26 protein-coding genes are annotated in these 24,582 nt (G+C 68.9%); 3 read left to right on the top strand and 23 right to left on the bottom strand.

Going from position 1 to position 24,582, the window contains the following annotated elements:
- Positions 1-102 precede the first annotated feature (102 nt).
- From RWQ91_RS00580 to RWQ91_RS00570, 3 genes are read right to left on the bottom strand one after another with little or no spacing between them, the layout of a single operon-like run.
- A complete protein-coding gene (locus RWQ91_RS00580) occupies positions 103-465 on the bottom strand; it encodes a bacitracin resistance protein (RefSeq protein ID WP_314501811.1) in 363 nt (120 codons plus the stop codon).
- Positions 462-953 carry a DNA polymerase III subunit gamma/tau gene (locus RWQ91_RS00575; protein WP_314501809.1) on the bottom strand — a complete coding sequence of 164 codons (492 nt, stop codon included), beginning with the start codon at positions 951-953 and terminating at the stop codon, positions 462-464. Before RWQ91_RS00575 ends, RWQ91_RS00580 begins: the two co-directional genes overlap by 4 nt.
- A gap of 48 nt (positions 954-1,001) precedes the next feature.
- Positions 1,002-1,844, bottom strand: coding sequence for a peptidoglycan-binding protein (locus tag RWQ91_RS00570; RefSeq protein WP_314501807.1), 843 nt, complete (start codon positions 1,842-1,844; stop codon positions 1,002-1,004).
- Positions 1,845-1,954: 110 nt separating this feature from the next.
- Here RWQ91_RS00570 and RWQ91_RS00565 point away from each other — a divergent pair, with 110 nt between their 5' ends.
- Entirely contained in the window at positions 1,955-2,854 is a 900-nt protein-coding gene (locus RWQ91_RS00565; RefSeq protein WP_314501805.1) for an oxygenase MpaB family protein, read from the top strand.
- A 3-nt stretch (positions 2,855-2,857) separates the two neighbouring features.
- Here the strand turns inward: RWQ91_RS00565 and RWQ91_RS00560 are convergent, their stop codons facing one another.
- The 7 genes from RWQ91_RS00560 to RWQ91_RS00530 form a co-directional block, all read right to left on the bottom strand.
- Complete coding sequence (locus RWQ91_RS00560) at positions 2,858-3,265, bottom strand: DUF6855 family protein (protein WP_399545596.1); 408 nt, start codon at positions 3,263-3,265, stop codon at positions 2,858-2,860.
- A 128-nt stretch (positions 3,266-3,393) separates the two neighbouring features.
- Entirely contained in the window at positions 3,394-3,840 is a 447-nt protein-coding gene (locus RWQ91_RS00555) for a hypothetical protein (protein WP_314501803.1), read from the bottom strand.
- Positions 3,841-4,067: 227 nt separating this feature from the next.
- A complete protein-coding gene (gene ilvC / locus RWQ91_RS00550) occupies positions 4,068-5,093 on the bottom strand; it encodes a ketol-acid reductoisomerase (protein WP_314501801.1) in 1,026 nt (341 codons plus the stop codon).
- A 50-nt stretch (positions 5,094-5,143) separates the two neighbouring features.
- The gene (gene ilvN / locus RWQ91_RS00545; protein ID WP_314501799.1) at positions 5,144-5,653 is read right to left on the bottom strand and encodes an acetolactate synthase small subunit; all 510 of its coding nucleotides are present in this window, start codon (positions 5,651-5,653) and stop codon (positions 5,144-5,146) included.
- Positions 5,654-5,655: 2 nt separating this feature from the next.
- Positions 5,656-7,473, bottom strand: coding sequence for an acetolactate synthase large subunit (locus tag RWQ91_RS00540; RefSeq protein ID WP_314501797.1), 1,818 nt, complete (start codon positions 7,471-7,473; stop codon positions 5,656-5,658).
- A gap of 42 nt (positions 7,474-7,515) precedes the next feature.
- Positions 7,516-9,222 carry a dihydroxy-acid dehydratase gene (gene ilvD, locus RWQ91_RS00535; RefSeq protein ID WP_314501795.1) on the bottom strand — a complete coding sequence of 569 codons (1,707 nt, stop codon included), beginning with the start codon at positions 9,220-9,222 and terminating at the stop codon, positions 7,516-7,518.
- A 9-nt stretch (positions 9,223-9,231) separates the two neighbouring features.
- Positions 9,232-11,469 (bottom strand): bifunctional alpha,alpha-trehalose-phosphate synthase (UDP-forming)/trehalose-phosphatase, encoded by a 2,238-nt coding sequence (locus RWQ91_RS00530; protein ID WP_314501793.1) that lies wholly within the window; start codon positions 11,467-11,469, stop codon positions 9,232-9,234.
- 133 nt (positions 11,470-11,602) lie between these two features.
- Between RWQ91_RS00530 and RWQ91_RS00525 the strand changes: the two genes are divergently transcribed.
- On the top strand, positions 11,603-11,857 hold the full coding sequence (locus RWQ91_RS00525; RefSeq protein WP_314501791.1) for a hypothetical protein: 255 nt from the start codon (positions 11,603-11,605) through the stop codon (positions 11,855-11,857).
- Positions 11,858-11,869: 12 nt separating this feature from the next.
- Here RWQ91_RS00525 and RWQ91_RS00520 read toward each other — a convergent pair whose 3' ends face one another.
- Genes RWQ91_RS00520 through RWQ91_RS00505 form a run of 4 tightly spaced genes read right to left on the bottom strand, consistent with a single transcriptional unit; the run spans position 11,870 to position 14,987 of the window.
- Positions 11,870-12,334: a GNAT family N-acetyltransferase gene (locus RWQ91_RS00520; RefSeq protein WP_314501789.1), complete on the bottom strand. Its 465-nt coding sequence runs from the start codon at positions 12,332-12,334 to the stop codon at positions 11,870-11,872.
- Positions 12,335-12,374: 40 nt separating this feature from the next.
- On the bottom strand, positions 12,375-13,562 hold the full coding sequence (locus tag RWQ91_RS00515; protein ID WP_314501787.1) for an acetyl-CoA C-acetyltransferase: 1,188 nt from the start codon (positions 13,560-13,562) through the stop codon (positions 12,375-12,377).
- On the bottom strand, positions 13,559-14,212 hold the full coding sequence (locus RWQ91_RS00510) for a CoA transferase subunit B (protein ID WP_314501784.1): 654 nt from the start codon (positions 14,210-14,212) through the stop codon (positions 13,559-13,561). Before RWQ91_RS00510 ends, RWQ91_RS00515 begins: the two co-directional genes overlap by 4 nt.
- Position 14,213: 1 nt before the next feature.
- A complete protein-coding gene (locus RWQ91_RS00505; RefSeq protein ID WP_314501782.1) occupies positions 14,214-14,987 on the bottom strand; it encodes a CoA transferase subunit A in 774 nt (257 codons plus the stop codon).
- Between the two features lie 109 nt (positions 14,988-15,096).
- On the opposite strand from RWQ91_RS00505, the gene RWQ91_RS00500 reads away from it, so the two are divergent.
- Entirely contained in the window at positions 15,097-15,888 is a 792-nt protein-coding gene (locus RWQ91_RS00500; protein ID WP_314501780.1) for an IclR family transcriptional regulator, read from the top strand.
- 2 nt (positions 15,889-15,890) lie between these two features.
- Here the strand turns inward: RWQ91_RS00500 and RWQ91_RS00495 are convergent, their stop codons facing one another.
- From RWQ91_RS00495 to RWQ91_RS00455, 9 genes are read right to left on the bottom strand one after another with little or no spacing between them, the layout of a single operon-like run.
- Positions 15,891-16,796 (bottom strand): alpha/beta hydrolase, encoded by a 906-nt coding sequence (locus RWQ91_RS00495; protein ID WP_314501778.1) that lies wholly within the window; start codon positions 16,794-16,796, stop codon positions 15,891-15,893.
- Positions 16,793-17,545 carry a 3-hydroxybutyrate dehydrogenase gene (locus tag RWQ91_RS00490; RefSeq protein WP_314501776.1) on the bottom strand — a complete coding sequence of 251 codons (753 nt, stop codon included), beginning with the start codon at positions 17,543-17,545 and terminating at the stop codon, positions 16,793-16,795. The genes RWQ91_RS00495 and RWQ91_RS00490 overlap by 4 nt, the downstream gene beginning before the upstream one ends.
- Entirely contained in the window at positions 17,542-18,225 is a 684-nt protein-coding gene (locus RWQ91_RS00485; RefSeq protein WP_314501774.1) for a TetR/AcrR family transcriptional regulator, read from the bottom strand. Before RWQ91_RS00485 ends, RWQ91_RS00490 begins: the two co-directional genes overlap by 4 nt.
- On the bottom strand, positions 18,209-19,774 hold the full coding sequence (locus tag RWQ91_RS00480; RefSeq protein WP_314501772.1) for an AMP-binding protein: 1,566 nt from the start codon (positions 19,772-19,774) through the stop codon (positions 18,209-18,211). Before RWQ91_RS00480 ends, RWQ91_RS00485 begins: the two co-directional genes overlap by 17 nt.
- Positions 19,771-20,895, bottom strand: coding sequence for a branched-chain amino acid ABC transporter permease (locus tag RWQ91_RS00475; protein ID WP_314501771.1), 1,125 nt, complete (start codon positions 20,893-20,895; stop codon positions 19,771-19,773). Before RWQ91_RS00475 ends, RWQ91_RS00480 begins: the two co-directional genes overlap by 4 nt.
- Positions 20,892-21,767 (bottom strand): branched-chain amino acid ABC transporter permease, encoded by an 876-nt coding sequence (locus RWQ91_RS00470; protein ID WP_314501770.1) that lies wholly within the window; start codon positions 21,765-21,767, stop codon positions 20,892-20,894. Before RWQ91_RS00470 ends, RWQ91_RS00475 begins: the two co-directional genes overlap by 4 nt.
- Entirely contained in the window at positions 21,764-22,513 is a 750-nt protein-coding gene (locus tag RWQ91_RS00465; protein WP_314501768.1) for an ABC transporter ATP-binding protein, read from the bottom strand. Before RWQ91_RS00465 ends, RWQ91_RS00470 begins: the two co-directional genes overlap by 4 nt.
- Positions 22,510-23,277, bottom strand: coding sequence for an ABC transporter ATP-binding protein (locus RWQ91_RS00460; protein ID WP_314501766.1), 768 nt, complete (start codon positions 23,275-23,277; stop codon positions 22,510-22,512). The genes RWQ91_RS00465 and RWQ91_RS00460 overlap by 4 nt, the downstream gene beginning before the upstream one ends.
- Positions 23,278-23,294: 17 nt before the next feature.
- Positions 23,295-24,503 (bottom strand): substrate-binding domain-containing protein, encoded by a 1,209-nt coding sequence (locus tag RWQ91_RS00455; RefSeq protein ID WP_314501764.1) that lies wholly within the window; start codon positions 24,501-24,503, stop codon positions 23,295-23,297.
- Positions 24,504-24,582 lie beyond the last annotated feature (79 nt).

Raw genomic sequence — 24,582 nt, 5'->3', positions numbered from 1 at the left:
GGCCGGAAAGACGAGTGGATGCTGCGCCGCACGCCATCGGGGCGCATTCAGCTCACACTCTATCGGCTCTGTCTGCGGGCCTCCGATCGTGTGACGGAGCCGTCAGGCCAGCAGAGAGGCGAAGTTGAGCTCGGTGTACGCCACGACGTTCAGCCAGAACACCGCGGTGAGCGCCAGACCCGTGAGCATCACGAGGAGGAAGTGATGGACGGGACGACGGTAGCCGACGGCGAAGGCGGCGGCGAACGCGATGATCGGCACCGCCGTGGCGAACAGCCAGATGAACCATCCCAGCGCGCTGAGCGCGAAGCCGTTCTCGCCGGCGTACTGGACGCTCTGCACGAGATTGCCCACCGCGTTCCATACCGCGTACGCGTAGAAGAGCCCGAAGGCCCCCGCGATGGTCGCGACCACCCACGTCGGGTTCCTCCGCCGCTCGAGCGGAGCTTCCGTCGCATCGGTCATCGTCCCACCGCCCCGATCAGCACGAACGGCCAAGGCAGCAGCAGGGCCACGCCCGCCACGAGCCAGACGACGCGGACCCATGGCTTCGAGCCGATCGTGAGCAGGAACACGGTGGCGAACCACAGCGGCGGCGCGAGGACGGCCAGCCAGAAGCTGCCCTGGTACATGACGTCGGTCACGAGGTACGCGGCCTGCCCCTGCAGGCGCAGACCGCCGATGAGCCATCCGATCGCGTAGAGCAGGTAGATGCCGCCGATGATTCCGAGGGTGATCAGCAGCGCGTTGCCCATCGGCGCGCGCTCCCCCGGCATCGCGACCGAGCCGTCCTGCCGGATTCGGCCGACGTTCTCGCTGCCCTTGCCCACGGCGCTGTATCCCTCGGGCAGGGCTGCCGGAGCGGCATCCGGATCCGTCGTCGCACCGACATCGAGCGTCGGATCATCGTCGCCGCCCCATGCGAGGGCGTCATCGTCGTTGCCGCGGACCATGCTTTCAGCGTAGCCGCGCGCGGTCGCACCGCTCGGCAGCGGCCGCGGTCAGTCGAACGTGCGCTGGGTCAGTGCGTGCCACGTGGTAGGTCCGACGACGCCGTCCGCCGGAGGCAGGAACACACCCTGGAAGCTGCGGACCGCCGCGTCGGTGAGCGGACCGAATTCGCCGTCGACGGCCAACGCGCCCGGAAGCAGCGACTGCGCAGCACGGACGGCCTCCCCGGTATCGCCCAGTCGCACGGTCTGGATCAGCGCCGGCCAGTCGAGCTGCCCCAGCGTGGTGGAGATCTCCGTGGCGCGCAGGGTCATCTGGAAGGTGCGGGCTGCCTCGCCGCTGAGAGGGCCGAACACGCCGTCGGCCGCGATCGCGGCGCCTCGGAATCGCAGCAGATGCTGCGCAGCCAGGACGCGCCAGTTCGAGGCCTGTGTGGCGCCGACCTTCACCAGCGCCCACGGCCGAGGACCGGGCTGGAAGGTACTGACGAACGACCAGGTCTCCCGTCCGGCAGCGCCGTCCTGCGTGAGGCCCCACGACTCCTGCAGGAACCGCACGCGCTCGACGGTGATCGGCCCGTACGATCCGTCCACGGCGAGCGGAGGAACTCCCGGAGAGGGCACCAGACCGAACTGCTGCACCGCGCGCACGGAATCGCCGGTCGAGCCGTCGTGGGTCACGACCACCAGATGCGGCCAGGTGACCGGTCCCACTGTTCCGTCGGATGGCACGCCCGCGGCGCTCTGCACTGCCGACACCGCAGACGCCGTGGCGGGGCCGTACGCGCCGTCGACGACGACGGGATGCCCATGGTCCCGGAGAAGGTATTGGATGGCGGGGACCACCGGCGTCGAGGCGCCCGGCCCGGTCGTGCCCCATGGTTCGACGTTCATGAAGACTCCTGTGTGTGGGAGCTCCCCCATCGATACCGTCGCAGAACCGCGATGCAGGCACAAGGGTCGCATCCGGCCCCGGACACCGCACAGCGTGATCTACTGGCGGTATGGGGACGGTGCGCGATCGATGGCGTTCCCATCTGCTGCAGACGCTCTCCGGCACCGACGACGGGTCGCCCCCGTGGGTTCTCGAGCTGGCCACCGGAACGGATGCCGGATTCTTCGGCCCCGGCTCTGCATCGTGGGCCGTCCACGGCGGCATGGCGACGATGGTCGCCGGCATCCGCGCCCTGCTCGTGCAGGCGCTGCACCCCGGTGCGATGGCGGGGGTCCACGACTGGTCTCGCTACCGTGACGATCCGCTGGGGCGACTGACCGGAACGATCCGGTGGCTCATCACCGTGACCTTCGGCGATCAGGCGACCGCGGAGAGATCCTCGGCGATGGTGCGCGCACTGCATCAGCGGGTGACGGGCGAGTACGTCGACGCATTCGGCGTCACGCGCAGCTACGCGGCAAGCGATCCGGAACTCATCGAATGGGTGCATCTGGCATTCACGGATTCGTTCCTGACCTGTCACGAGATCTGGGAGCCCGAGATTCCCGGCGGTCCGGACGCGTATGTGCGCGAGTGGGCGACCGCGGGCGCCCTGGTCGGGCTGTCCGACCCGCCGGTCACGGCCGCCGACCTGCGCGGCCGCCTCGCCGCGGTGGCCGAGAGGGGCATCCTCACGGCGGATGCGCGGGTCCTGGATGTCGTGCGGTTCATCCGCAACCCGCCGCTGGCGCGGGGGATGATCCCGGCGTACCGGATCATGTTCGCCGGAGCGGTCGGGTCGCTCGATCCGGTCCATCGACGGATGCTGGGGCTCGCGCGGCCCTCTCCGCTCGCCGTGCCCGCCACCGGGGTGGTGCTGCGTTCGGCGAAATCCCTCCTCGGCGAGCGGTCGACCTCGGAGGAGGCGGCGCTGCACCGCATCGCCCGGCTGCAGCGGGAAGCAGCCTGAGGCTCAGATCGAGCGCACGCGGTTGTTGCGCGCGTCGTGGGTGAGCTCGACGAGGCCGAGCGCCTCCAGCAGCGGCGGCAGGTACATGCCGAAGCGGCCGCGGTAGCCCTTGCGCAGGCCGTACCACCCGCCAACCGGATTGTCAGCGCTGCGACCCCACGCCTCGACCGTCCCGTCTTGTGCGGCCTTCTGCTCGTCGGCGGCGCCGAGCGCGACCCAATCAGCCTGTTCGCGAAGCCATCCGGCCAAATCGTCGATCGCGCTGAGGTGGTACTTCAGGGTCGTCGAGCCGACCTGGCACACCAGAGCGGGCGGATCGGCGTCATCGTCGCGATACATCGTGTACGCCGATGTGCCCGGCGCCGTGGTGAGGCGCCACGGATCGTCCTTCGTGCCGCTGCCTTCTGCCACGTCGCCCCCTGGGTGCTCGACGAGAACGCTACTCCGAGTCAGCCGTCCGTGGGGACCACAGCGAAAGTGCCCGGTCCGCGGCATCGTTGCCGGCGGGTCGGGCAGTTTCGTGGTGGCTCGAGCGGCGCTCACTCTGCGTGGTCGAGGAGGCGATCGAGGTGGTCGGCGGTCATCCCCGGGCCGGGGTTGGCCGGAGCGGCCGCGTCGTGCGCGATCTGGGCGGTGATGCGGTCCGTCCATGTCGGGAAGTGCTGCGCCGCGACGGGTGCGGCAGCTGAGCCGCCGCCGAGCTCCTCCGCGACGCGATCGGCGGTGCGGCCCGCAAAGCGAGCGCTGTTCGCGCGGTTCGCGGCGGCCTGACGAGCCATCTGCTGCTCGATCCGATCCGCCGGCGCCGCCCGATCGACGCCCGCCGGCGCGACCGCGTTGCGCTGGGCGACCGGCTCGTTGGCGGCGATCTTGCCCGTCATGCAGCCGGCGAGTCCGGCCACCAGAACTGCGCTCAGCACTGCGGCCCCCATACCGCGAGTGACGCGGGACGCGGTCTCCGACCGGCCCTTGGTGTTGGTGTTCATGATTCCTCCTGGGTACGCCCGGATCATCCTTGACCAGGGCTTTTCGTGCCCGGATCAGCGTTGGTACGGGCTAGTTGGGAGGAGCAGGAAGGCGCCGGAAAGATACAAAGGGCCGCCCCTTCTGGGGGCGGCCCTGGCGCACCGCGACATCACAGATGCGCGCGGAACCCGGAGGAATCAGCCAGGTTCGATCCGAATCCGGCCGATTCTCCGACGTCGAGGTGAGATCAGCGCGCGGCGCTTCCCTCCGTGTAGTCCGAGTCGGTCTGCTTCCACGCGAACAGCGCGCGCAGTTCCTTGCCGGTCGCCTCGATCGGGTGGTTCGCACCCTTCTCGCGCAGCGCGAGGAACTCGGGTGCACCGGCATCCTGATCGGCGATGAAGCGCTTCGCGAACGCTCCCGACTGGATGTCGCCCAGAACTTCCTGCATGTGCTCCTTCACGCTGGCATCGAGGACACGCGGTCCTGAGACGTAGTCCCCGTACTCGGCCGTGTCGGAGATCGACCACCGCTGCTTGGCGATGCCGCCCTCCCACATGAGGTCGACGATGAGCTTGAGCTCGTGCAGCACCTCGAAGTAGGCGATCTCGGGCTGGTAGCCCGCCTCGACCAGCGTCTCGAAGCCGTACTGCACGAGCTGCGACGTGCCGCCGCACAGCACCGCCTGCTCGCCGAAGAGGTCGGTCTCCGTCTCTTCGGTGAAAGTCGTCTTGATGACACCGGCACGGGTCCCGCCGATGGCCTTCGCGTAGGAGAGGGCGAGGTCCCACGCCTGACCCGACGCGTCGCGCTCGACGGCGATGATGTCAGGGATGCCGCGACCTGCGACGAATTCGCGGCGCACGGTGTGGCCCGGGGCCTTGGGCGCGACGAGGATGACATCCACGCCCTCGGGTGCGTCGATGTAGCCGAAGCGGATGTTGAAGCCGTGCGCGAAGGCGAGCGTCTTGCCCTCGGTGAGCTTGTCCTTGATCGAGTCGTTGTAGATGCCGCGCTGGTGCTGGTCGGGCGCGAGGATCATGATCAGGTCGGCCCACTCGGTGGCGTCGGCGACGGAGAGCACCTCGAAGCCGTCCTCCTGCGCCTTGGCGGCGGACTTGGAGCCGTCCTTGAGGGCGATCGCGACCTCGACGCCCGAGTCGCGGAGGTTCTGAGCGTGGGCGTGGCCCTGCGAGCCGTAGCCGACGATCGCGACCTTCTTGCTCTGGATGAGTGACAGATCGGCGTCGGCGTCGTAGAAGATCTCGGCCATGGGGTGTGTTTCTCCTTGTGTTCTCTGGTCTGTGTCGTCGGGCCCGGCGTTCAGCCGCGCAGGACTCGTTCGGTGATGCTCTTGCCGCCGCGGCCGATCGCGAGCAGGCCCGACTGGGCGAGCTCCTTGATGCCGAAGGGCTCGAGCGCCTTGAGGAATGCCTCGACCTTCCCCTTGTCGCCCGTCACCTCGACCACGAGCGCATCGGGCGCGTAGTCGACGATCGAGGCTCGGAACAGGTTCACGACTTCGAGGACGTTCGAGCGCGACGCATTGTCGGCGCGCACCTTGACGAGCATGTGCTCGCGCTGCACCGACGAGCTCATGTCCAGCTCGACGATCTTGATCACATTGATGAGCTTGTTCAGCTGCTTGGTCACCTGCTCGAGCGGCAGCTGATCCACATCGACGACGACCGTGATGCGCGAGAGCCCCGGCACCTCGGTCACGCCTACGGCGAGCGATTCGATGTTGAAACCGCGGCGGGCGAAGAGCCCCGCCACGCGGGTCAGAAGACCCGGCTTGTCCTCCACCAGGAGGCTCAGCACATGAGTCGACATGCTCAGGCCTCCTCGTCGAAGGACGGCGAGTGGTCGCGCGCGTACTGGACGTAGCTGTTGCTGACGCCCTGCGGCACCATGGGCCACACCATGGCGTCGGCGCTGACGACGAAGTCGATCACGACGGGGCGATCGTTCGTCTCAAGCGCCACCTTGATCGCGGCATCCACATCCTCTTCCTTCTCGACGCGGATCGCGAGACAGCCGTACGCCTCGGCGAGCTTGACGAAGTCGGGGATCCGAACGGTGCCATGACCGGTGTTGAGGTTCGTGTGCGAGTAGCGGCCGTCGTAGAACAGCGTCTGCCACTGCCGCACCATGCCCAGTGACGAATTGTTGATGATCGCGACCTTGATCGGGATGTTGTTGATCGCGCAGGTGGCGAGCTCCTGGTTGGTCATCTGGAAGCAGCCGTCGCCGTCGATCGCCCAGACGTGCCGGTCGGGCTGGGCGACCTTGGCCCCCATCGCGGCCGGCACGGAATAGCCCATCGTCCCGGCGCCGCCGGAATTGAGCCACGCGTTCGGCCGCTCGTACTTGATGAACTGCGCCGACCACATCTGGTGCTGACCGACTCCGGCGGCGTAGATGCCCTCGGGCCCGGTCAGTTCGCCGATGCGCGAGATCACGTACTGCGGCGACATGAGGCCGTCGGTCGGCTGCGTGTAGCCGAGCGGGAACTCCGTGCGCAGGCCGTCGAGATAGGACCACCACTCCTCGGTGTCGGGGCTGCCTCCCGCGATCTGGCCGCGGAATGCCGCCTCGAGGTCGACCAGCACGTCCTTGAGGTCTCCCACGATGGGAACATCCGCCGCGCGGATCTTGCCGATCTCGGCGGGATCGATGTCGACGTGGACGACCTTCGCGTGCGGGGCGAACAGCGCCGCCTTGCCGGTCACCCGGTCATCGAAGCGCGCGCCGAGCGAGACGAGCAGGTCTGACTCCTGCAGGGCCAGCACGGCGGGGACCGTGCCGTGCATGCCCGGCATCCCCAGCTGCTGCGGGTGGGAGTCCGGGAACGCCCCGCGCGCCATCAGCGTCGTCACGACCGGGGCGCCCGTCGTCTCGGCGAGTGCGAGCAGTTCGGCCGAGGCCTGGGAGCGGATCACGCCGCCGCCGACGTACAGCACCGGCTTCTTCGCGGTGGCCAGCAGCTGCGCGGCGGCCTGGATCTGCTTGCCGTGGGCCTTGGTGACCGGACGGTAGCCGGGAAGGTCGATCTTGGGCGGCCAGACGAAGGGCGCCTCCGCCTGCTGGGCGTCCTTCGTGATGTCCACGAGCACGGGCCCGGGGCGACCCGTGCCGGCGATCTCGAAGGCGGAGGCGATCGCGCCCGGAATGTCCTCGGCGCGCTTGACCAGGAACGAGTGCTTCGTGATCGGCATCGTGATCCCGACGATGTCGGCCTCCTGGAACGCGTCGGTGCCCATCAGGTTGGAGAAGACCTGACCGGTGATGCAGACGATGGGCACGGAGTCCATGTAGGCGTCGGCGATCGCCGTCACGAGGTTGGTCGCACCCGGACCGGAGGTCGCGATCGCGACGCCGACTCTGTTGGATGCCGCGGCGTAGCCTTCGGCGGCGTGGCCGGCGCCCTGCTCGTGGCGCACCAGGATGTGGCGCAGCTCGGAGCTGTCCATCAGCGGGTCGTAGACGGGCAGGATCGCGCCCCCGGGCAGTCCGAAGACATCGGTGACGCCGAGCAGCTCCAGCGATCGGACGACCGCCTGCGCACCCGTGAGCAGGGGCGCCGAGGCGGTGCGAGCGGGGGGCCGAGGGATGGCCGTACTTGCTGCGGCAGTGGCGGTTTCGGCGGGCATGGGAGTGATCCTCTGTCGAGAGATGGGATGTCGGGGGCAGGCCTAACCCGTGACCGCGCCCTCCGCAGCGGAGCGCACGAGCTTGGAGTACTTGGCCAGGACGCCACGGGTATAGCGCGGAGGAAGCGGCTCCCAGCCAGAGCGGCGGGAGCCCAGCTCAGCCTCGTCGACGAGTAGGTCGAGAGTGCGAGCCGCGATATCGACCCGTATCAGATCACCATCGCGCACGAAGGCGATGGGACCAGCGTCCACCGCTTCGGGTGCTATGTGGCCGATGCACAGGCCGGTTGTGCCGCCTGAGAATCTGCCGTCCGTCAAGAGTAGTACATCTTTTCCGAGCCCCGCGCCCTTGATGGCCGCCGTGATGGCGAGCATCTCGCGCATGCCCGGGCCGCCCTTCGGGCCCTCGTAGCGGATGACCACGACATCGCCCTTGCCGATCTGCCCGGCCTCCAGCGCGTCCATTGCGGCCCGCTCGCGCTCGAAGACGCGGGCGGGACCCTCGAACACGTTCGCGTCGAAACCTGCCGACTTGACCACCGCGCCCTCGGGCGCGATCGAGCCGTGCAGGATCGTGATGCCGCCGGTGACGTGGATGGGGTCGTCGAGCCGGTGGATGACGTCGCCGTCCACCGGGTCGGGGTCGAGGTCGCGCAGGTTCTCGGCCAGCGTCTTGCCGGTGACCGTCAGCGCGTCGCCGTGCAGGAGGCCTTCGTCGAGCATGGCCTTCATCACGACCGGGATGCCGCCGTGGCGGTCGACGTCGTTCATGACGTACTTGCCGAACGGCTTCATGTCGGCGATGTGGGGTGTCTTGTCGCCGATGCGGTTGAAGTCGTGCAGCGTGAGCTCGACCTGCGCCTCGCGGGCGATCGCCAGCAGGTGCAGCACGACGTTCGTCGAACCGCCGAGCGCCATCGCGAGGGCGATCGCGTTCTCGAACGCCTCCTTGGTGAGGATGTCACCCGTCGTGATGCCCAGCCGGAGCAGGTTGACGACGGCCTCACCCGAGCGGTGGGCGTAGTAGTCGCGGCGGCGGTCCGCAGCCGCGGGCGCGGCGGAGCCGGGAAGGCTCAGCCCGAGAGCCTCTGCCACGGACGCCATCGTGTTCGCGGTGTACATGCCGCCGCACGCCCCCTCGCCCGGAGCGAAGGCGCACTCGATGCGCTTGAGGTCGGCCTCGCTCATGCGGCCGGCCATGCACGCGCCGACGCCCTCGAAGGAGTCGATGATCGTGATGTCCTTCTCGGTACCGTCGCTGAGCTTGACCCAGCCCGGGGCGATCGAGCCGGCGTAGAGGAAGACGCTGGACAGGTCCAGTCGCGCGCTGGCCATCAGCATCCCGGGGATCGACTTGTCGCAGCCCGCGAGCAGCACGGTGCCGTCGAGGCGCTCGGCCATCACGACGGTCTCGACCGAGTCGGCGATGACCTCGCGGCTCACGAGGGAGAAGTGCATGCCCTCGTGACCCATCGAGATGCCGTCGGAGACGGAGATGGTGCCGAACTGCAGCGGGTATCCGCCTCCCGAGTGCACGCCCTCCTTGGCGCCCTGGGCGAGCCGGTCCAGGCTCAGGTTGCAGGGGGTGATCTCGTTCCAGCTGGAGGCGATGCCGATCTGGGGCTTGTCCCAGTCGGCATCGCCCATGCCGACCGCGCGCAGCATTCCCCGCGACGTCGTCGCTTCGATGCCGTCGGTGACGACGCGGCTGCGGGGCTTGATGTCGATGGAATCATCCGGCGAAGACATTCTTCGATCCTATGGCCGCTGCCCGCCCCGCATCCGCGCCAGCAGGCCCAAGGCCCGCGCCAATTCTTGGATGCTTCCCACACGCACGCCGGCGGCGGTCTCCCCCGCGCCGACGCGGATGCCGAGGTCCTGCGGCCCGAGGCTTCCCAGCGCGTCCTCGTCGGTCACGTCGTCGCCGGCGAACAGCACGGCGGTGGCACCGACCCGTTCCCGCAGGGCGGCGATCGCCGAGTCCTTGCCCTCGTGCCGGAACGAGTACTCCACGATGTTGTGGCCGCTGCGACGTCGCCAGTGAGGGGCGCGCTCGGCGACGAGCCGATCCGCGGCGTCCCGCGCGGTCTGGGCATCCTCCGCCGAGGCGACGCGGGTGTGGATGCCGAAGCCGAAGGTTTTCGGCTCGACCCACACGCCCTCGAGGTCGCCCACCTGAGCGGTCATCTCGTTGCGCAGCTCATCGCGCAGCGCGGGAGAACCGGCGTCCTCCTCGGTGTCGAGCGTTCCCTCGCCCGGTACCCAGAACTCGGCGCCGTGGGAACCGGCCAGGAAGATCTGGGCGTCGTCGGCGTGCTCGGCGATCTCGCGCAGGTCGTGCAGGCTCCGTCCTGACACGAAGGCGACGGGTGTGTCCGGCAGCGCGGCCAGGGCGGCGACGGCGGCACTGGCGACCGGCAGAGCGCGAGCCTTCATCGGCTCGTCCTCGAGAGGCGCGAGCGTGCCGTCGAAGTCGAGGGCGATCAGCAGGCGATCGGATGCCGCGACCCGGGCGAGCGCGTCGTGCAGCGCGGCGTCTGCCGTGTTCGCGTCGTCGATGCGGGACGCGGGCGCCTGGGACATGGTGCTCCTCGGGTGGAATGCGGCAAGGGCCTCGAGGAACTCCCGGGACCAGTCCTCGACACTGTGCTCGAGCACACGGCGTCGTGCGGCGCGCATGCGGCGGCCCTGCTCGGCGGGGCTCATCTCGACGGCGCGCATCATGGTCTCCTTGAGACCCTCGATGTCGTGGGGGTTGATGCGCAGCGCCGTGCCCAGCTCATCGGCCGCCCCGGCGAACTCGCTGAGGATCAGCACTCCCCTGTTGTCGACACGCGAGGCCACGTACTCCTTCGCCACGAGGTTCATGCCGTCGCGCAGGGCGGTGACGAGCATGACATCGGCCGCGAGGAACAGCGCGACCATCTCCTCCCGCGGATAGGCCTGATGCAGGTAGCGGATCGCGGTGTGCCCCATCGTGTCGTGATCGCCGTTGATCCGGCCCACGGTCAGCTCGATCTCATCGCGCAACTGGATGTACGCGGCCACGCGCTCGCGGCTGGGGCTCGCCACCTGAACGAGGGTCACGTCATCGACGCTCAACCGCTCGTCCTGCAACAGCTCGCCGTATGCCTTCAGCCGGTGGCGGATGCCCTTGGTGTAATCCAGGCGGTCGACGCCGAGGAAGATCCGCTTGGGGTTGCCCAGGCTCTCGCGGATCTGCCGGGCACGCTCCTGCACGTCGGGGCGGCGGGCGAGCTCGATGTACGAGGACGCGTCGATCGAGATCGGAAAGGCCTTGGCCAGGGAGCGGCGGGTGGTCCCATCGGCCTCGGGCACGGTGATCCCCGACGCCTTCGTGTCGTAGCGCAGCTGGCGTCGCACCGCCCGAGCGAAGTTGCCGGCGTCGGCCACCCGCTGGAAGCCCACGACGTCCGCACCGAGCAGGCCTTCGAGCACCTGGCGCCGCCAGGGCAGCTGCGAGTAGAGACCGTATGCCGGGAAGGGAATGTGGTGGAAGTAACCGATCACCAGGTCGGGCCGCAGGTCGCGCAGCATGCGCGGCACGAGCTGCAGCTGGTAATCCTGCACCCACACGGTGGCACCATCGGCAGCGGCCTCGGCCGCCGCCTCGGCGAAGCGTCGGTTGACGCGCACGTAGGCGTCCCACCACACGCGCCGATAGCGGGGCTCGGCGATCACGTCGTGATAGAGCGGCCAGATCGTGTCGTTGGAGAAGCCCTCGTAGTAGAGCTCGACGTCTTCGGCCGTCAGCGTCACCGGAACCAGGTGAGTTCCCTCGAACTCGAACGGCTCGAGCTGCACGTCAGGCTGTCCCGCCCAGCCGACCCAGGCTCCGTCGGCCTTCTGCATGACCGGTTCCAAGGCGGTGACCAGTCCGCCCGGAGACCGCCGCCAGCCCTCCACGCCGTCCGCGTCGGTCGTGTGATCCACCGGGAGCCGGTTGGCGACGACGACGAACTCGGCCTTGTCCACTGATGCTCCTGACGCGGGGGGAATCCCAGGCTAACAGCGCGGCATGGGCGCGCCAGGTGGACGAGGGCGTGCATCCGCGGCCCCCATTGTCAAGAGTCGGCGCCCGCGCCGGGGTCCGGATAACCTAGTCCGCATGCGCAAGTACCTCTTCGGAACAGGGCTCATCTCGGCTGTCATCGGCGGTGTCGCACTGCTGCGCGGGCTGCGCAGCGAAGAGACCTTCACGTGGCGCACCGCGCTCGCGTGGCTGTCCTGGGGTATCACGCTCTCCCTCGCCATCGGTTCGGTCGTCGACACCCGGCGTGTGGCGCGGGGCGAGCTGATCGCCACCGACTCCCCGGTATACGGCAAGAACCGCAAACTGCTCGAAAAGCGCCTCCGCTCCTAGCCACACGGCTGCTCAGTCGGCCGCGCCGTCGGGCGCGAGGTCGATCTCATAGTGCACGAACCCGGTGTCCGTCGCGACGCGGTCGTACAGCCGGCGTGCTCGATCGTTGCCGCGCTGAGTCAGCCAGTACACCTTGTCGCAGCCTGACTCGGCAGCCCAGGCGCGCACGTGCTCGATGAGCGCCTCACCGGTGCCGGCGCCCCGCCCGTCGGGGTGGACGAAGAGGTCCTCGAGATAGCAGTAGGGTCCGATCGACCAGGTCGACGGATGGGCGAGCCAGTGCACCAGCCCGACTCCGCTGCCGCGCTCGTCGCGCGCGATGGCACCGTGCACGGCGTCGGACGCGTCGACCAGGCGTGCGAAGGTGAGCTCTGTCTGCGCGGTGCTCAACTGCGTCTCGTAGAACTCCAGGTACGCCCACCACAGCGCGAGCCAGTCGTCGTGGTCCGCGGCGGTCAGCGCAGCGATGGTGATCATGAGGCAGACACTAGTCCCCGGCCTCGCTCCGGCCGGCGCTTCAGCGGGTCAGGATGAGCGCGTCGCCCTGCCCGCCGCCGCCGCAGAGCGCCACGGCCGCCGTCCCCGATCCACGACGCACGAGCTCGTGCACGGCGTGGACGACCAGGCGATTGCCGGAGGCCCCGATCGGGTGGCCGATCGCGATTCCGCCGCCGTGGATGTTCACCACGTCGTCGGCGAGCCCGAGCTCGGACTGCGACCGCGCGACGACCGCCCCGAACGCCTCGTTGATCTCGACGAGGTCGAGGTCGTCGGCCGTGATCCCCTGTTTGGCGAGCGCCTTCTCGATGGCCCGGGCAGGCTGCGCGTGCAGCGAGTTGTCGGGCCCGGCAACCTGTCCCGAGGCGCCGATCACGGCCAGCACGGGCCAGCCGCTCTCGTCGGCGTGCGAGCGGGTCGTCAGCACGACCGCCGAGGCGCCGTCCGAGATCGGCGACGAGTTGCCGGCCGTGATGGAGCCGCCCGGGGCGAACGCCGCGCGGAGGCCCGCGAGGGTCTCGACCGTCGTGTCCGGCCGGATGCCTTCGTCGCGGGTCACGCTGATGGGATCGCCCTTGCGCGGAGCGACGACCACCGGGACGATCTCCGCGTCGAAGATGCCCGCCTCGTAGGCTGCCGCGGCGCGCTGATGCGAGCGGGCGGCGACCGCGTCCTGATCCTGGCGGGTCAGCTCGTATGCGTCGTTCAGCTGCTCGGTCGAGAGCCCCATGGACACCTTGTCGTACGCGTCGGTGAGTCCGTCGAACGCCATGTGGTCGAGCACCTCGACGCTGCCGTACTGCCAGCCGTCGCGGGAACCCATGAGCAGATGCGGCGCGCGGGTCATGGACTCCATGCCCGCCGCGACCACGACTGTCGCATCGCCCGTGCGGATCATCCGGGCGCCGTCGATGATCGCCGTCAGTCCCGACAGGCAGACCTTGTTGATCGAGGCCGCGTGGACGTTCCAGGGGATGCCGGCACCGATGGCCGCCTGGCGCGCGGCGTTCTGACCCGAACCGGCGGCGAGCACCTGGCCCACCAGGACGGCGTCGACCGCGTCGGCCGGGATGGAGCCCTGGGCCAGCGCGCCCGCGATCGCGAAGGACCCGAGCTGGGGCGCCGTGAAAGAGGCCAGCTGGCCCTTCAGCCGTCCCTGCGGCGTGCGGGCGGCGGCCACGATCACGATGTCGTCGGTGTTGTTCATGCGTTCACCTTAAGCGTGTCCGAGACCGTCAGGGGGGGCTCGGTCGCGGCGATGACCTGGTCGACACTCACTCCCGGAGCCGTCTCGACGAGCACGAGGCCGGCATCGGTCACATCGATCACCGCCAGGTCCGTGATGATGCGGTCCACGACGCCTCTGCCGGTCAGCGGCAGTGAGCACTCGTCCACGATCTTGGCTGAACCGTCTCTGGCCACGTGCTCCATCAGGACGATGACCTTGCCCGCGCCGTGCACGAGATCCATCGCGCCACCGGGCCCCTTCACCATCTTTCCGGGGATCATCCAGTTGGCGATGTCACCGGCAGCCGACACCTGCATCGCCCCCAGGATCGCCGCGTCGATCTTGCCCCCGCGGATCATCCCGAAGCTGGTGGCCGAGTCGAAGAACGCGGAGCCCGGCAGAGTCGTGACGGTCTCCTTGCCGGCGTTGATGAGGTCCGGATCGACGTTCGCCTCCGTCGGATAGGGGCCGACACCCAGAATGCCGTTCTCGGACTGGAGCACGACCGTCATGCCCTCGGGCACGTAGTTTGGCACGAGGGTCGGCAGCCCGATGCCGAGGTTGACGTACGAGCCGTCCGAGAGCTCGGCGGCCGCGCGGGCGGCCATCTCGTTGCGCGTCAGAGCCATCTCAGTTGCCCTCCATGCTGATCGTGCGCCGCTCGATGCGCTTTTCGATATCGGGTCCGACCTCGATGATGCGGTGGACGAAGATGCCCGGCAGGTGGATGCTGTCGGGGTCGAGCTCCCCCGGCTCCACGAGCTGCTCGACCTGTGCGACGCACACGCGACCGGCCATCGCCGCCAGCGGGTTGAAGTTGCGGGCGGCCTTGTTGAAGACGAGATTGCCGAAACGGTCGCCCTTGGCCGCGTGCACGAGCGCGTAGTCGGTGACGATCGCCTCTTCCAGGACGTACTCGTGCGACTCCCCGGACACATCGAACGTGCGGACGTCCTTCACGGGTGACGCGACGGCGACGCCGCCCGCACCGTCGTAGCGGCGAGGCAGCCCGCCCTCGGCGACCTGTGTTCCGACGCCCGTCTGCGTGTAGAACGCCGCGATGCCCGATCCGCCGGCCCGCAGCTTCTCGGCGAGCGTGCCCTGCGGGGTCAGTTCCAGTTCGAGCTCCCCGGAGAGGAACTGGCGCTCGAACTCCTTGTTCTCGCCGACATACGACGAGGTCATCTTGCGGATGCGCTTCGCATTCAGCAGAACGCCCAGACCCCAGTCATCCACACCGCAGTTGTTGCTGACGATGCTCAGGTCGGTGGTTCCCTGCGCGAGCAGGGCCTCGATCAGGGCGATCGGGTTGCCCGACAGCCCGAATCCGCCGACGGCCAGAGTGGCGCCGTCCGGAATGTCGGCGACAGCTTCGGCTGCCGACGCGTACGTCTTGTCGATCACGGGCGACTCCTGTGTCCGGGTGATGGGATGACACCAGCGTGCACCCTCCCCTGCGCCGAGTCACGGATGCGGTTGCGATGTGGATGCCGAAGCGCCTAGCGTCCATATTGTGGACACTGCTCGCGAACGGTCGATTCCCGGTGCGCAGTCGATCGCCCGCGCGGCCCGCCTTCTGCGGCTGGTCAGCGCGGCGGGCGACAGCGGCCTCACGGTGGCGGAGCTCGCGCAGCGCGCCGATCTCACCCGCCCGACGACGCACCGCCTGCTCGCGGCGCTGCGACACGAGGGGCTCGTCGACCAGGACGAGCGCAGCGGGCGGTGGATGCCGGGTCCTGAGCTGTACCTGATGGGAACCGTGGCGGCATCGCGGTACGACATCACCGGAATCGCCCGCGACATCGTGCGTTCACTCGCGGTGCGCACCGAAGAGAGCGCCTTCCTGTCCGTGCGCCGGGGAGACGAGACGGTGTGCCTCCTCCGCGAGGAGGGCAGCTTCCCCATCCGTTCGTTCGTGCTCTCCGAGGGAGTGCGCTTCCCCCTCGGCGTGGCGTCGGCGGGGCTCGCGATCCTCGCATTCCTGCCTCCTCACGATGTGGACGCCTATTTCGAGCGGCACCCAGAACTGGCTCACGAGTTCGGCACCGCCCACGCCGAGCAGCGGCTGCGCCGCCGACTGCGCGAGACACAGGAGCGCGGCTACGCGCTGAACCCGGGTCTGATCGTCGAGGGCAGCTTCGGTCTGGGCGCGGCCGTCTTCACCCGAGAGGGCCACCCGCAGTGGGCCCTGAGCCTCACGGGCGTCGAGTTCCGGTTCGGGCCGGACCGGCTTCCCGAGCTCGGCCGCACGCTCCTCGCACACGCCCACCAGCTGACGACCCGGGTGGCCGCGGCGCGGAGGTAGCCTCAGGCGTCGAGAGTCGGGACCTGGTCGAGGACGACCGCGGCGACGGCGGCGGCACCTCGCTCGGAGAGGGCGATCGTGTAGTGGTTCACGGCGGGGACCGGGACGTGGCGCAGGCCCGGATAGGTCTCGAGGAGTCCCGGGATCCGCTCGGCCGAATAGAGCGCCGGCGTCTGATCGAGAAGGCCCCTCTCGGCGGTCAGCAGCACCGTCGGGTGCCGGAGATCGGCGAGCGCATCCGCGATCGAGGTGCCGGCGTTCTGATCGATCGAATCCTCTTCCAGGGTCGCGTAGCTCGTCGACGGGCGAAGCTCGGGCTCGGTGCCGACCAGGTCGTACGCGAGGTAGGCCTCGAGCTCGGGCGTCCAGTCCCGCTGGAATGCGGGGTGCGCACGCCAGAAGTCCAGGTACGCCTCGACGCTCTCGAATCGCATCGCCAGCCTGTCGGCGGTGGGCCCGAGCACGAGTGTGATGATCTCCCCGCTCGAAAGGCCGGAGGGCAGATCCAGCGGAAGACCTCCGTCGACCAGGACGACGTGCGAGACGCGCTCGGGGTACAGGTCGCCGAGCACGAGCGCGACGAACGCTCCCATGGAGTGGCCCACGACCGCGACCCGCTCGATGCCGAGCGCATCGAGCACCGCAACCATGTCCCGGGCGTGCGCGGCGAGCCCCGCCGGGCCGGAGAGCTCGTTGCTGCGTCCGCGGCCGCGCAGGTCGGGCGCGACCACGCGTGCGCCCGGCAGCCTCTCGGCGACGAAGGGCCAGGACAAGTGGGATGCGGTCACCCCGTGGATCAGCAGCACCGTGGGCGCGGCATCCGAGGGAGCATCCCAGATGCCGACACGGAGGTCTCCCCCGGGCACCGCGACGTCGATCGTGCGGTACCGCTCAGCGTCAGGGCTCATCGCGCGGTCCATCCGCCGTCCATCGTGTAGGACGCACCCGTGACCATGCCGGCGTTGTCCGAGACGAGCCAGCCGGCGAGCGACGCGACCTCGTCCGGCTCGATCAGCCGTTTGATCGCCGTCTCGGTCAGCATGATCTTCTCGACGACGTCTTCTTCGGGAATGCCGTGCACCTTGGCCTGATCGGTGATCTGCTTCTCGACCAGCGGAGTCCGCACGTATGCCGGGTTGATGCAGTTGCTCGTGACGCCGTGCGGGCCGCCCTCGAGCGCGGTGACCTTCGAGAGTCCCTCGAGCCCGTGCTTGGCCGTCACATATGCGGACTTGAACGGGCTCGCCCGCAGTCCGTGGGCGCTGGAGATGTTGACGATCCGCCCCCATCCCCGGCGGTACATGCCGGGCAGCACGGCGCGAATGAGCAGGAACGGCGACTCGACCATCAGGCGCTGCATCAGGCGGAAATCCTCGGGGACGAAGTCCACGATCGGACTCACTCGCTGGATCCCGGCGTTGTTCACGAGGATGTCGACGTCGAGCGACACGTCCTCCAGCTTGCCGGTATCGGCGAGATCGATCAGCCAGGGGTCGCCGCCGACCTCTTCCGCGATGGCCTCGGTGAGGTAGACGTGGTGATCGGCCACGATGACGTGCGCCCCGCGGGCGGCGAACTCGCGCACGCACGCGAGGCCGATGCCGCTCGCCCCGCCGGTGATCAGGGCGCGCTTGCCCGCGAGATCCTTCTCGTTCACGTGTCTTTCTCCCCTGCAGTACGCGGCGCCAGCGCGTTGTCGATGAAGCGCATCATGTCGTCGAACACCTTCGGCTCCAGCACCTCCGGCGGCTTGCCTGCACCGTCCCGCTCCCACAGCAGGAATCGCATCCCGATCAGCTCCCCGATGCCCATGAGGGCCCAGGCGGTGACCTCGGGGTCCAGCGCCCGGTCCACCTCGCCCCCCTGCTGCGCCGTCCGCAGACCCGCCTCGTATCCCTCGACGATCCTGCTGTAGTGCAGGCGCAGCGTCTCGGGCGAGACGAACTCGGCCTCTCTGACCACCCGGTAGAGCGCGGGGTGATCGGCCGTGAAGCGGAAGAAACCGGCGAAGCCGGCGCGCTCGGCCTCGAGCCTCGAATCCGCGCCGGCCATGGCCTCGGACATCGAGTGCCGCACCCGGCGGTTCAGGTCGACCACGAGCGCCTCGAAGATCGACTGCTTGCTGTCGTAGTAGAGGTAGAAGGTGCCGAGGCCGATACCGGCCCGCTCGGTGATCTTCACGATGGACGCCTCGTGGTAGCCCTGCTCGGCGAAAACGGTCTCCGCTCCCTCCAGCAGGCGCCGGCGGGTGGCTTCGCCGCGCTTGGTGAGGGGGCGGCCGGTCGCGGGCGAGACGAACACGTCCTCGTCGCCCTGCAGCTCATCGGGAATGGTCATGCTGCACACCTTCCACCATCCGGCGCGCTCGATCCCTGAGGCGAGACCGAGCGATCTTCTCGATCGTCGATCGCGGCAGCGCTGCGACGAACTCCACGCGGACGGGAACCTTGAATGCGGCGAGGTTCCGGCGCGCATGCGCCAGCACCTCGTCCGGCGACAGCATTGCGCCCGCAACCGGAACGACGAAGGCGACACCGCGCTCACCCCACACCGGATCCGGCACGCCGACCACCGCAGCCGCTTCGATGAGCGGATGCAGCGCCAGCGCGTACTCGACTTCGGCCGGCGCGACGTTCTCGCCGCCGGAGATGTAGATGTCCTTCAGACGATCGACGACGCGGAACACGCCGTTCGCATCGCGATGGACGAGGTCGCCGGTCCTCAGCCAGTCGCCCGCCATCGCGCGCTCGGTGGAGGCGCGGTCGCCGAGGTACCCCGCGAAGACGCTCGGTCCGCGCACCCACAGCTCCCCCGTCGCCTCACCCTCGAGCGGCAGCAGCGTCTCCGTGTCGGCGACCCGCACGCTCACGTGCGGGTAGGGCCGTCCGACGGCCCCCACGTGCGCCGCCGCTTCCTCCGGCCGGACGTGCAGGACGTTGGGCGCGGCTTCTGTCAGTCCGTAGCCCTGGATCAGGGCGACTCCTCGGGCGGACCACGTGCGATGCACTGCCGTCGGCATCGTCGCTCCGCCCACGAGCGCCAGGCGCAGCGAGGTCACGTCTGCGTGAGGCCATCCGCGCTCGGCCGCGAGCATGGCGTACTGCGTCGGAACGCCCATCATCGCGGTCACCCGACGCTCGCCGATGAGCTGCAGAGCGCGGGCCGCCTGGAACGAGCGCTCCAGCACGACAGTCGCGCCCACCCACCACGCCAGCAGCGGCTGGCAGTTCCAGGCCGCCACGTGGAACTGCGGGAGCATGGCCAGCACGATGTCATCCGACGTGAGCGGCAGCGCCTGCGCGAGTGCCAGATTGTTCCAGAAGCAGTTGGCATGCGTGAGCACGACGCCCTTCGGCGTCGCCTCGCTGCCTGAGGTGAAGATCACCAGCAGTGGATCGTCGTCGCGGACGCGGCGGGCCTCCCGCCGATCTCGGGCGGGCGGGACGCGGGCCTCGACCCCGGCTGAGCCGAGCGGCGCGGTCGGTGCCGCGGCGCTGATGTCGCGCACTGCTTCTTCCGCGAGGGTGGCGTATTCGTCGTCGATCAGCACGAGCGCCGGGGCGGAACGGCGCAGAACGTCGGTGAGCTCGCGCGGCGTGCTGCGCCACGACAGCGGCACGAACGCGACGCCGGTCAGCGCGCAGGCGAAGAACGCCACCACATGATCGGTCGAGTTGCCCGAGACCGTCGCGATCCGATGGCCGGGGCCGTAGCCCGCCGCACGCAGACCGTCGGCCAACTCGACGGCGCGGAGCGCGAGAAGGGCATAGTCGGTCGTGACCCCGCGGTCGTCGATCGCGATCCTGCGCGGCGACCTTGCGGCGCGATCGGTCAGCCAGCGGCCCACGGTGTGCGGGCCGTCGTCGGCGGCCGCTTCCCAGGTCACGCGCGAACCTCGACCGGTGCCTCGGCCTCGGCATCCGCGTCATCCATGCTGCGCAGCGAGAGGCGCACCTTCTCCCCCTTGCGTCGCCGCCACCACGCGTCGATCGTGCCCGCGATGCCGCCCGGCAGGAACATCACCACGAGGATGAACAGCACGCCGAGAAGGAACAGCGGCTCGGACAGCGGGACCCGCAGCACATCGGGCAGGCCCGCGACGATCTCGGAGCCTGCCACGACGGAGAGACGCTGGTCGAGCAGGGTGTACAGCACGCCCCCCACGATGGCACCCCAGCGGAACCCGACGCCACCGAGCACCACCATGACCAGGATCGTGATGGTCAGATCCGCCGAGACGGCGCGCGGCACCGTGCCCGACTGCAGCAGCATGTAAGCCACTCCGGCAAGGCTCGCCAGCACCGCCGCGATCACGAAGACCGTGAGCTTGGCGCGGTAGGGGCGCAGCCCCAGCACCCGCACCCGCTGCTCGTTCTCGCGCGTCGCGCGAGCGAGGTGACCGAGCCGGGAGGTGTCGACCCACAGCACGACCAGGTAGACGATCACGAGCACCGCGAGGGCGAACCAGTAGAGGTTGCGCGTGTTGATCACGCCGACCAGGAACTCCGGCACCTGATCGGTGTTCAGGCTCAGTCCCTCCTCACCGCCGGTGATCTCGGAGTTGCGACGAACGAGCACCGAGCCCGCCTGCGCGAAAGCCAGGGTGACCATCGCGAAGGGGATGCCGGAGACGCGCATCGCCACCGCGCCCGTGGCGAACGCGATCACCATCCCGCCGATGAGGGCGATGAAGATGCCCGGCCAAAGGGGCACGCCGAAGCGCTCGAGGGCGATGCCGAGTCCGTACGCGCCGGCGCCGAAGTAGAGCGCGTGGCCGAAGGACAGCATCCCGGCTGATCCGAGCAGCAGGTTGTACGAGAGCGCGAGAGCAGCGAAGACCATGCACAGCGACAGCAGAGCCAAGGTGCCCGGCATGTACGTCGGGGTGGGCAGCACGCCCGGGATCGAGATGTTCAGCAGCGGCAGCACCGCCATGAGCACGATGAGGGCGGCCCCGATGATCACCGGGATCCACTTTCCCGGTCCCTGAGCTCGTCGAAGGGTCATGCCTTCCTCCCGAGGATTCCCGAGGGCCGCACCAGCAGCACGACCGCAAGCAGGATGACGACGATGAAATCGCCCGTGCCGTTCAGGTACGAGTTGGCGAACTGCTGCAGCACCGCGACGAGCACCGAGGCGATCGCGGCGCCGGTGAGCGAGCCGAGGCCGCCGATCACGGTGACGATGAACGCGAAGATCAGGAGCGTCGAGCCCAGATGCGCCGACACGAAGGTCGTGTAGTGCATCGCGAGGACTCCCCCGATGCCGGCGGCGGCACCGCCGATCGCGAAGACGAGCGTGAAGGACCTGCGCACATCGATACCCAGCGCGGTGACCATCGATCGGTTCTCGACGCCCGCTCGGATCACCATTCCGTAGCGGGTCTTCTGCAGGAACAGCACGAGGCCCGCGAGCACGAGCGCGGCGGCGATCATGAGCACCCAGTACGTGTTCGGGATGCGCGCGCCCAGGACCTCGGTGGTCTGCTTGAGCCACGGAGGGCCGGCGATGCTGATCGGGTCGGTGCCCCAGATGCCCTCGAACAGGGCGACGGCAGCGAACGACAGACCGACCGTGACCAGGACCTGTTCGATGTGCCGCTCGTACAGCGGGCGGATGAGCACGAGCTCGGTCAGGGTCGCGAATGCCGCCCCGACCAGCGCGCCGACGAGGACGGAAAGCAGGAAGGAACCCCAGGATGCCGTTCCCAGCGCCTGCGCGACGGCCCAGCCGACGAACGCGCTGAGGGTCAGGAACGCTCCGTGGGCGAAGTTCAGCACATGCATCAGCCCGTAGATCAGGCTCAGCCCGGACGCGACGAGGAAGTAGAGGGCGCCGAGCCCGACGCCGGTGATGAGGGTCAGAACGAGCGTGCTCACGAGTCGTCCCTCCCGTTCGTGGCAGGCGCAGCGACCTCCGCATGCACGCCGAGCAGCCGTCGGGTGAGTTCGTCGTCATCCAGGATCTCCCGGGCGACGCCGGAGTGGACGACTCTGCCACCGCCGATCACGATCGCTCCCTGGGCCAGGCGTCGCACCACCTCGAGGTTCTGCTCCACGAGCAGGATCGGCACGATCTTCGCCGCCTCGAGGAGGGCATCGGTCACCTCGGTCACGATCTTCGGCGCGAGTCCCTTCGTGGGCTCGTCGACGAGGAGGAGCCTGTTGTCGTTCAGAAGCGCCCGCGCCACCGACACCATCTGCTGCTGGCCGCCCGAGAGCGTGCCGGCCATCTGATTGCGCCGCTGCACGAGATCCGGGAACAGGGCGTCCACGAATTCCCGCCGCGGGTTGCCCCGGCGCTCGGCGAGGGCGAGGTTCTCGGCGACGGTGAGCCTGGCGAACACCTCGCGGTCTTCCGGGACGTAGCCGACCCCACGCTGGACGATCCGGGGCGTCGGCAGGGAATCGATGCGGTCACCGGCGAGCGTGACGACACCGCGGCGATGGATCAGGCCCAGGATGCCGCGCAGGGTGGAGGTCTTGCCGACGCCGTTGCGGCCGAGGATCGCGGTGACGCCGGTCGCGGGCACGGAGAACGAGACGTCTTCCACCACCTGCTGGCCGGCGATCGAGCAGCGCAGGTGGGAGACCTCGAGGATGTTCTGCGCGAGGTTCTGGCTCATGCCGCTGCCGTCCCGAGGTACGCGCTCTGCACCAGCGGGTCGTCCATGATCTTCTGTGGTGTGTCGTAGGCGATGATGCTGCCGAAGTACATGACGGCCACCTTGTCGACGAGCCCCATGAGCACGTCGATGTGGTGTTCGACCATCAGGACCGTGCAGCCGTTGTCACGCTGCATCCCCCGGATGTTCTCGACCAGCCCGGCGACGTCTCCGGAGCCGACGCCGGCCATCGGCTCGTCGAGCAGCACGATGCTCGCGTTCGTGACCAGCAGCACGGCGATCTCGAGCTTGCGCTTGTCGCCGTGCGAGATGTCGCCCGCCGAGGTGTCGAGCTTGTGGCCGAGTCCCACCGCTTCGAGCTTGCTCAGGGCAAGCTCGGTGGCGGCATCCGTTCGCCGCGGGAAGCGCAACAGCGAGTAGTCACCGCCCAGCGAGACCTGGGCGGGGAGCCGTACGTTCTCGAGCACGCTCAGCCGGGGGAACAGGCTCGAAGTCTGGAAGGTGCGCCCCAGTCCCGCCCGCGCTCGCGCGGGCACCGACGCCCTCGTGATGTCGTCGCCGTTCATCAAGACGCGTCCTGAAGTGGGCTTCAGAAGGCCGGAGATCACGTTGAACAGCGTGGTTTTGCCGGCTCCGTTGGGCCCGATGACGCCGACGAGCGAGCCGGCGGCGACATCGAGACCGACATCCTTGAGGATCGTCGCCCCGCCGATCTGCAGCCCGAGGCCCTCGATTCTCAGCGCGGACGGGAGAAGGGTGCTCATTCGTACCGTTCCCCGGACTACTTGGACGCCTCGGGCGGGGCGACATCGTCGGCGGCTGCCGTGTCGACCAGCTCGGGGACGAAGGTGCCGCCGTCGGCGACGAGCTTCGCCTGGTACATCTCCTGGATCAGGGCGTGGTCGTCTGCTCGCACGGTCATCGCGCCCTTGGGACCGTCGAATTCGAAGCCCTCGAGAGCCGCGATCATGGCGTCGACATCGCCCTTGCCCTCCTGGATGGCGTGGACCATCATGATCGCCGCGTTGAACCCGTCGGGGCTGAACAGGTCGGGTGTACCCCCGGCGTCTTCGATGGCGGCGATCATCGCCGTGTTCACGTCGTTGTCGTTTGCGCCCGGGAAGTAGTGGTTGAGGAAGCTGATCTTCTCGGATGCCTCGCCGTACGCCGCGAACGTGGCCGAGTCCCCGAGCCCGGTGACTACCGGGATCTCATCGAGCACGCCCTGCTGACTCATCGCCTGCCACATCGCACCCGAGGTCGCTCCGGCCCACGCCACGAAGACGAGATCGGGGTTGCCGGCGAGGACCTGCTGCGCGAACGGTGTGAATTCGGTGACGTCCTCCGCGACCAGGACCGAGTTGACCGTCGCGCCCTTGGCCCCGAGTATCGCCTTCACGGCCGCTTCGTTGCCCTGGCCGAACGCGTTGTTCTGGGCGAAGACGGTGATCGTCTTGCCCTCGAGGTCGTCGAGGAACGTGCCGGCGGTCGCGACGTCCTGCGCGGACTGCCGACCCGAGCGGAAGGTGTACTCGTTCGCCCCGGTGATCGCATCGGCCGCTGCCGGTCCGGAGACGAACAGGACTTTGTTCTGGGCAGCCTGCTCGGCGACAGCCAGGGCAACACCCGAGGAGGCGCTGCCTCCGATGATGTTCACCCCCGCGCCGATGAGCTCCTTGACCGCGGTGACGGCCTTGTCGGGGTCGCCCGCGTCATCTTTGTACTCCACCGTGATCGTGGTGCCGTCGATCTCGCCGCTGCCGTCCGTCGCGTAATCGAGACCGGCCTTGAACCCGTCGAGGTACTGCTTTCCGTAGCTCGCCAGAGGTCCCGTTTCGCTCGTGACGATGCCGACCGTGACCTCGGCCGGTCCGCTCGGCGTTTCGGAGGCATCGCCGCCGGCCGTGGTGCCCTGCGGCGCGCAGGCCGCCAGGACGAGCGCTGCCGTGGCGACCACGGAGCCCAGGAGCAACTTCTTCGTAACCCGCATGTGCGTTGCCTTTCACCCTTGGAAGGATTACCTGAAACCTGATTCAGGTACTTGCAACCGTAGGAATGCGGCGCGCCGG

The organism is uncultured Microbacterium sp., assembly GCF_963524805.1.
Taxonomy (GTDB): Bacteria; Actinomycetota; Actinomycetes; order Actinomycetales; family Microbacteriaceae; genus Microbacterium.
The sequence above is the reverse complement of the archived record's forward strand: the minus strand, read 5'-3'. Positions and strand labels throughout refer to the sequence as shown.

Bases quoted from the DNA above. Each gene is read 5' to 3' on its own strand.
- RWQ91_RS00580 (WP_314501811.1), bottom strand. From the start codon at position 465: ATGACCGATGCGACGGAAGCTCCGCTCGAGCGGCGGAGGAACCCGACG.
- RWQ91_RS00575 (WP_314501809.1), bottom strand. From the start codon at position 953: ATGGTCCGCGGCAACGACGATGACGCCCTCGCATGGGGCGGCGACGAT.
- RWQ91_RS00570 (WP_314501807.1), bottom strand. From the start codon at position 1,844: ATGAACGTCGAACCATGGGGCACGACCGGGCCGGGCGCCTCGACGCCG.
- RWQ91_RS00565 (WP_314501805.1), top strand. From the start codon at position 1,955: ATGGGGACGGTGCGCGATCGATGGCGTTCCCATCTGCTGCAGACGCTC.
- RWQ91_RS00555 (WP_314501803.1), bottom strand. From the start codon at position 3,840: ATGAACACCAACACCAAGGGCCGGTCGGAGACCGCGTCCCGCGTCACT.
- ilvC (WP_314501801.1), bottom strand. From the start codon at position 5,093: ATGGCCGAGATCTTCTACGACGCCGACGCCGATCTGTCACTCATCCAG.
- ilvN (WP_314501799.1), bottom strand. From the start codon at position 5,653: ATGTCGACTCATGTGCTGAGCCTCCTGGTGGAGGACAAGCCGGGTCTT.
- RWQ91_RS00540 (WP_314501797.1), bottom strand. From the start codon at position 7,473: ATGCCCGCCGAAACCGCCACTGCCGCAGCAAGTACGGCCATCCCTCGG.
- ilvD (WP_314501795.1), bottom strand. From the start codon at position 9,222: ATGTCTTCGCCGGATGATTCCATCGACATCAAGCCCCGCAGCCGCGTC.
- RWQ91_RS00525 (WP_314501791.1), top strand. From the start codon at position 11,603: ATGCGCAAGTACCTCTTCGGAACAGGGCTCATCTCGGCTGTCATCGGC.
- RWQ91_RS00520 (WP_314501789.1), bottom strand. From the start codon at position 12,334: ATGATCACCATCGCTGCGCTGACCGCCGCGGACCACGACGACTGGCTC.
- RWQ91_RS00515 (WP_314501787.1), bottom strand. From the start codon at position 13,562: ATGAACAACACCGACGACATCGTGATCGTGGCCGCCGCCCGCACGCCG.
- RWQ91_RS00510 (WP_314501784.1), bottom strand. From the start codon at position 14,212: ATGGCTCTGACGCGCAACGAGATGGCCGCCCGCGCGGCCGCCGAGCTC.
- RWQ91_RS00495 (WP_314501778.1), bottom strand. From the start codon at position 16,796: ATGAGCCCTGACGCTGAGCGGTACCGCACGATCGACGTCGCGGTGCCC.
- RWQ91_RS00485 (WP_314501774.1), bottom strand. From the start codon at position 18,225: ATGACCATTCCCGATGAGCTGCAGGGCGACGAGGACGTGTTCGTCTCG.
- RWQ91_RS00475 (WP_314501771.1), bottom strand. From the start codon at position 20,895: ATGACCCTTCGACGAGCTCAGGGACCGGGAAAGTGGATCCCGGTGATC.
- RWQ91_RS00465 (WP_314501768.1), bottom strand. From the start codon at position 22,513: ATGAGCCAGAACCTCGCGCAGAACATCCTCGAGGTCTCCCACCTGCGC.
- RWQ91_RS00460 (WP_314501766.1), bottom strand. From the start codon at position 23,277: ATGAGCACCCTTCTCCCGTCCGCGCTGAGAATCGAGGGCCTCGGGCTG.
- RWQ91_RS00455 (WP_314501764.1), bottom strand. From the start codon at position 24,503: ATGCGGGTTACGAAGAAGTTGCTCCTGGGCTCCGTGGTCGCCACGGCA.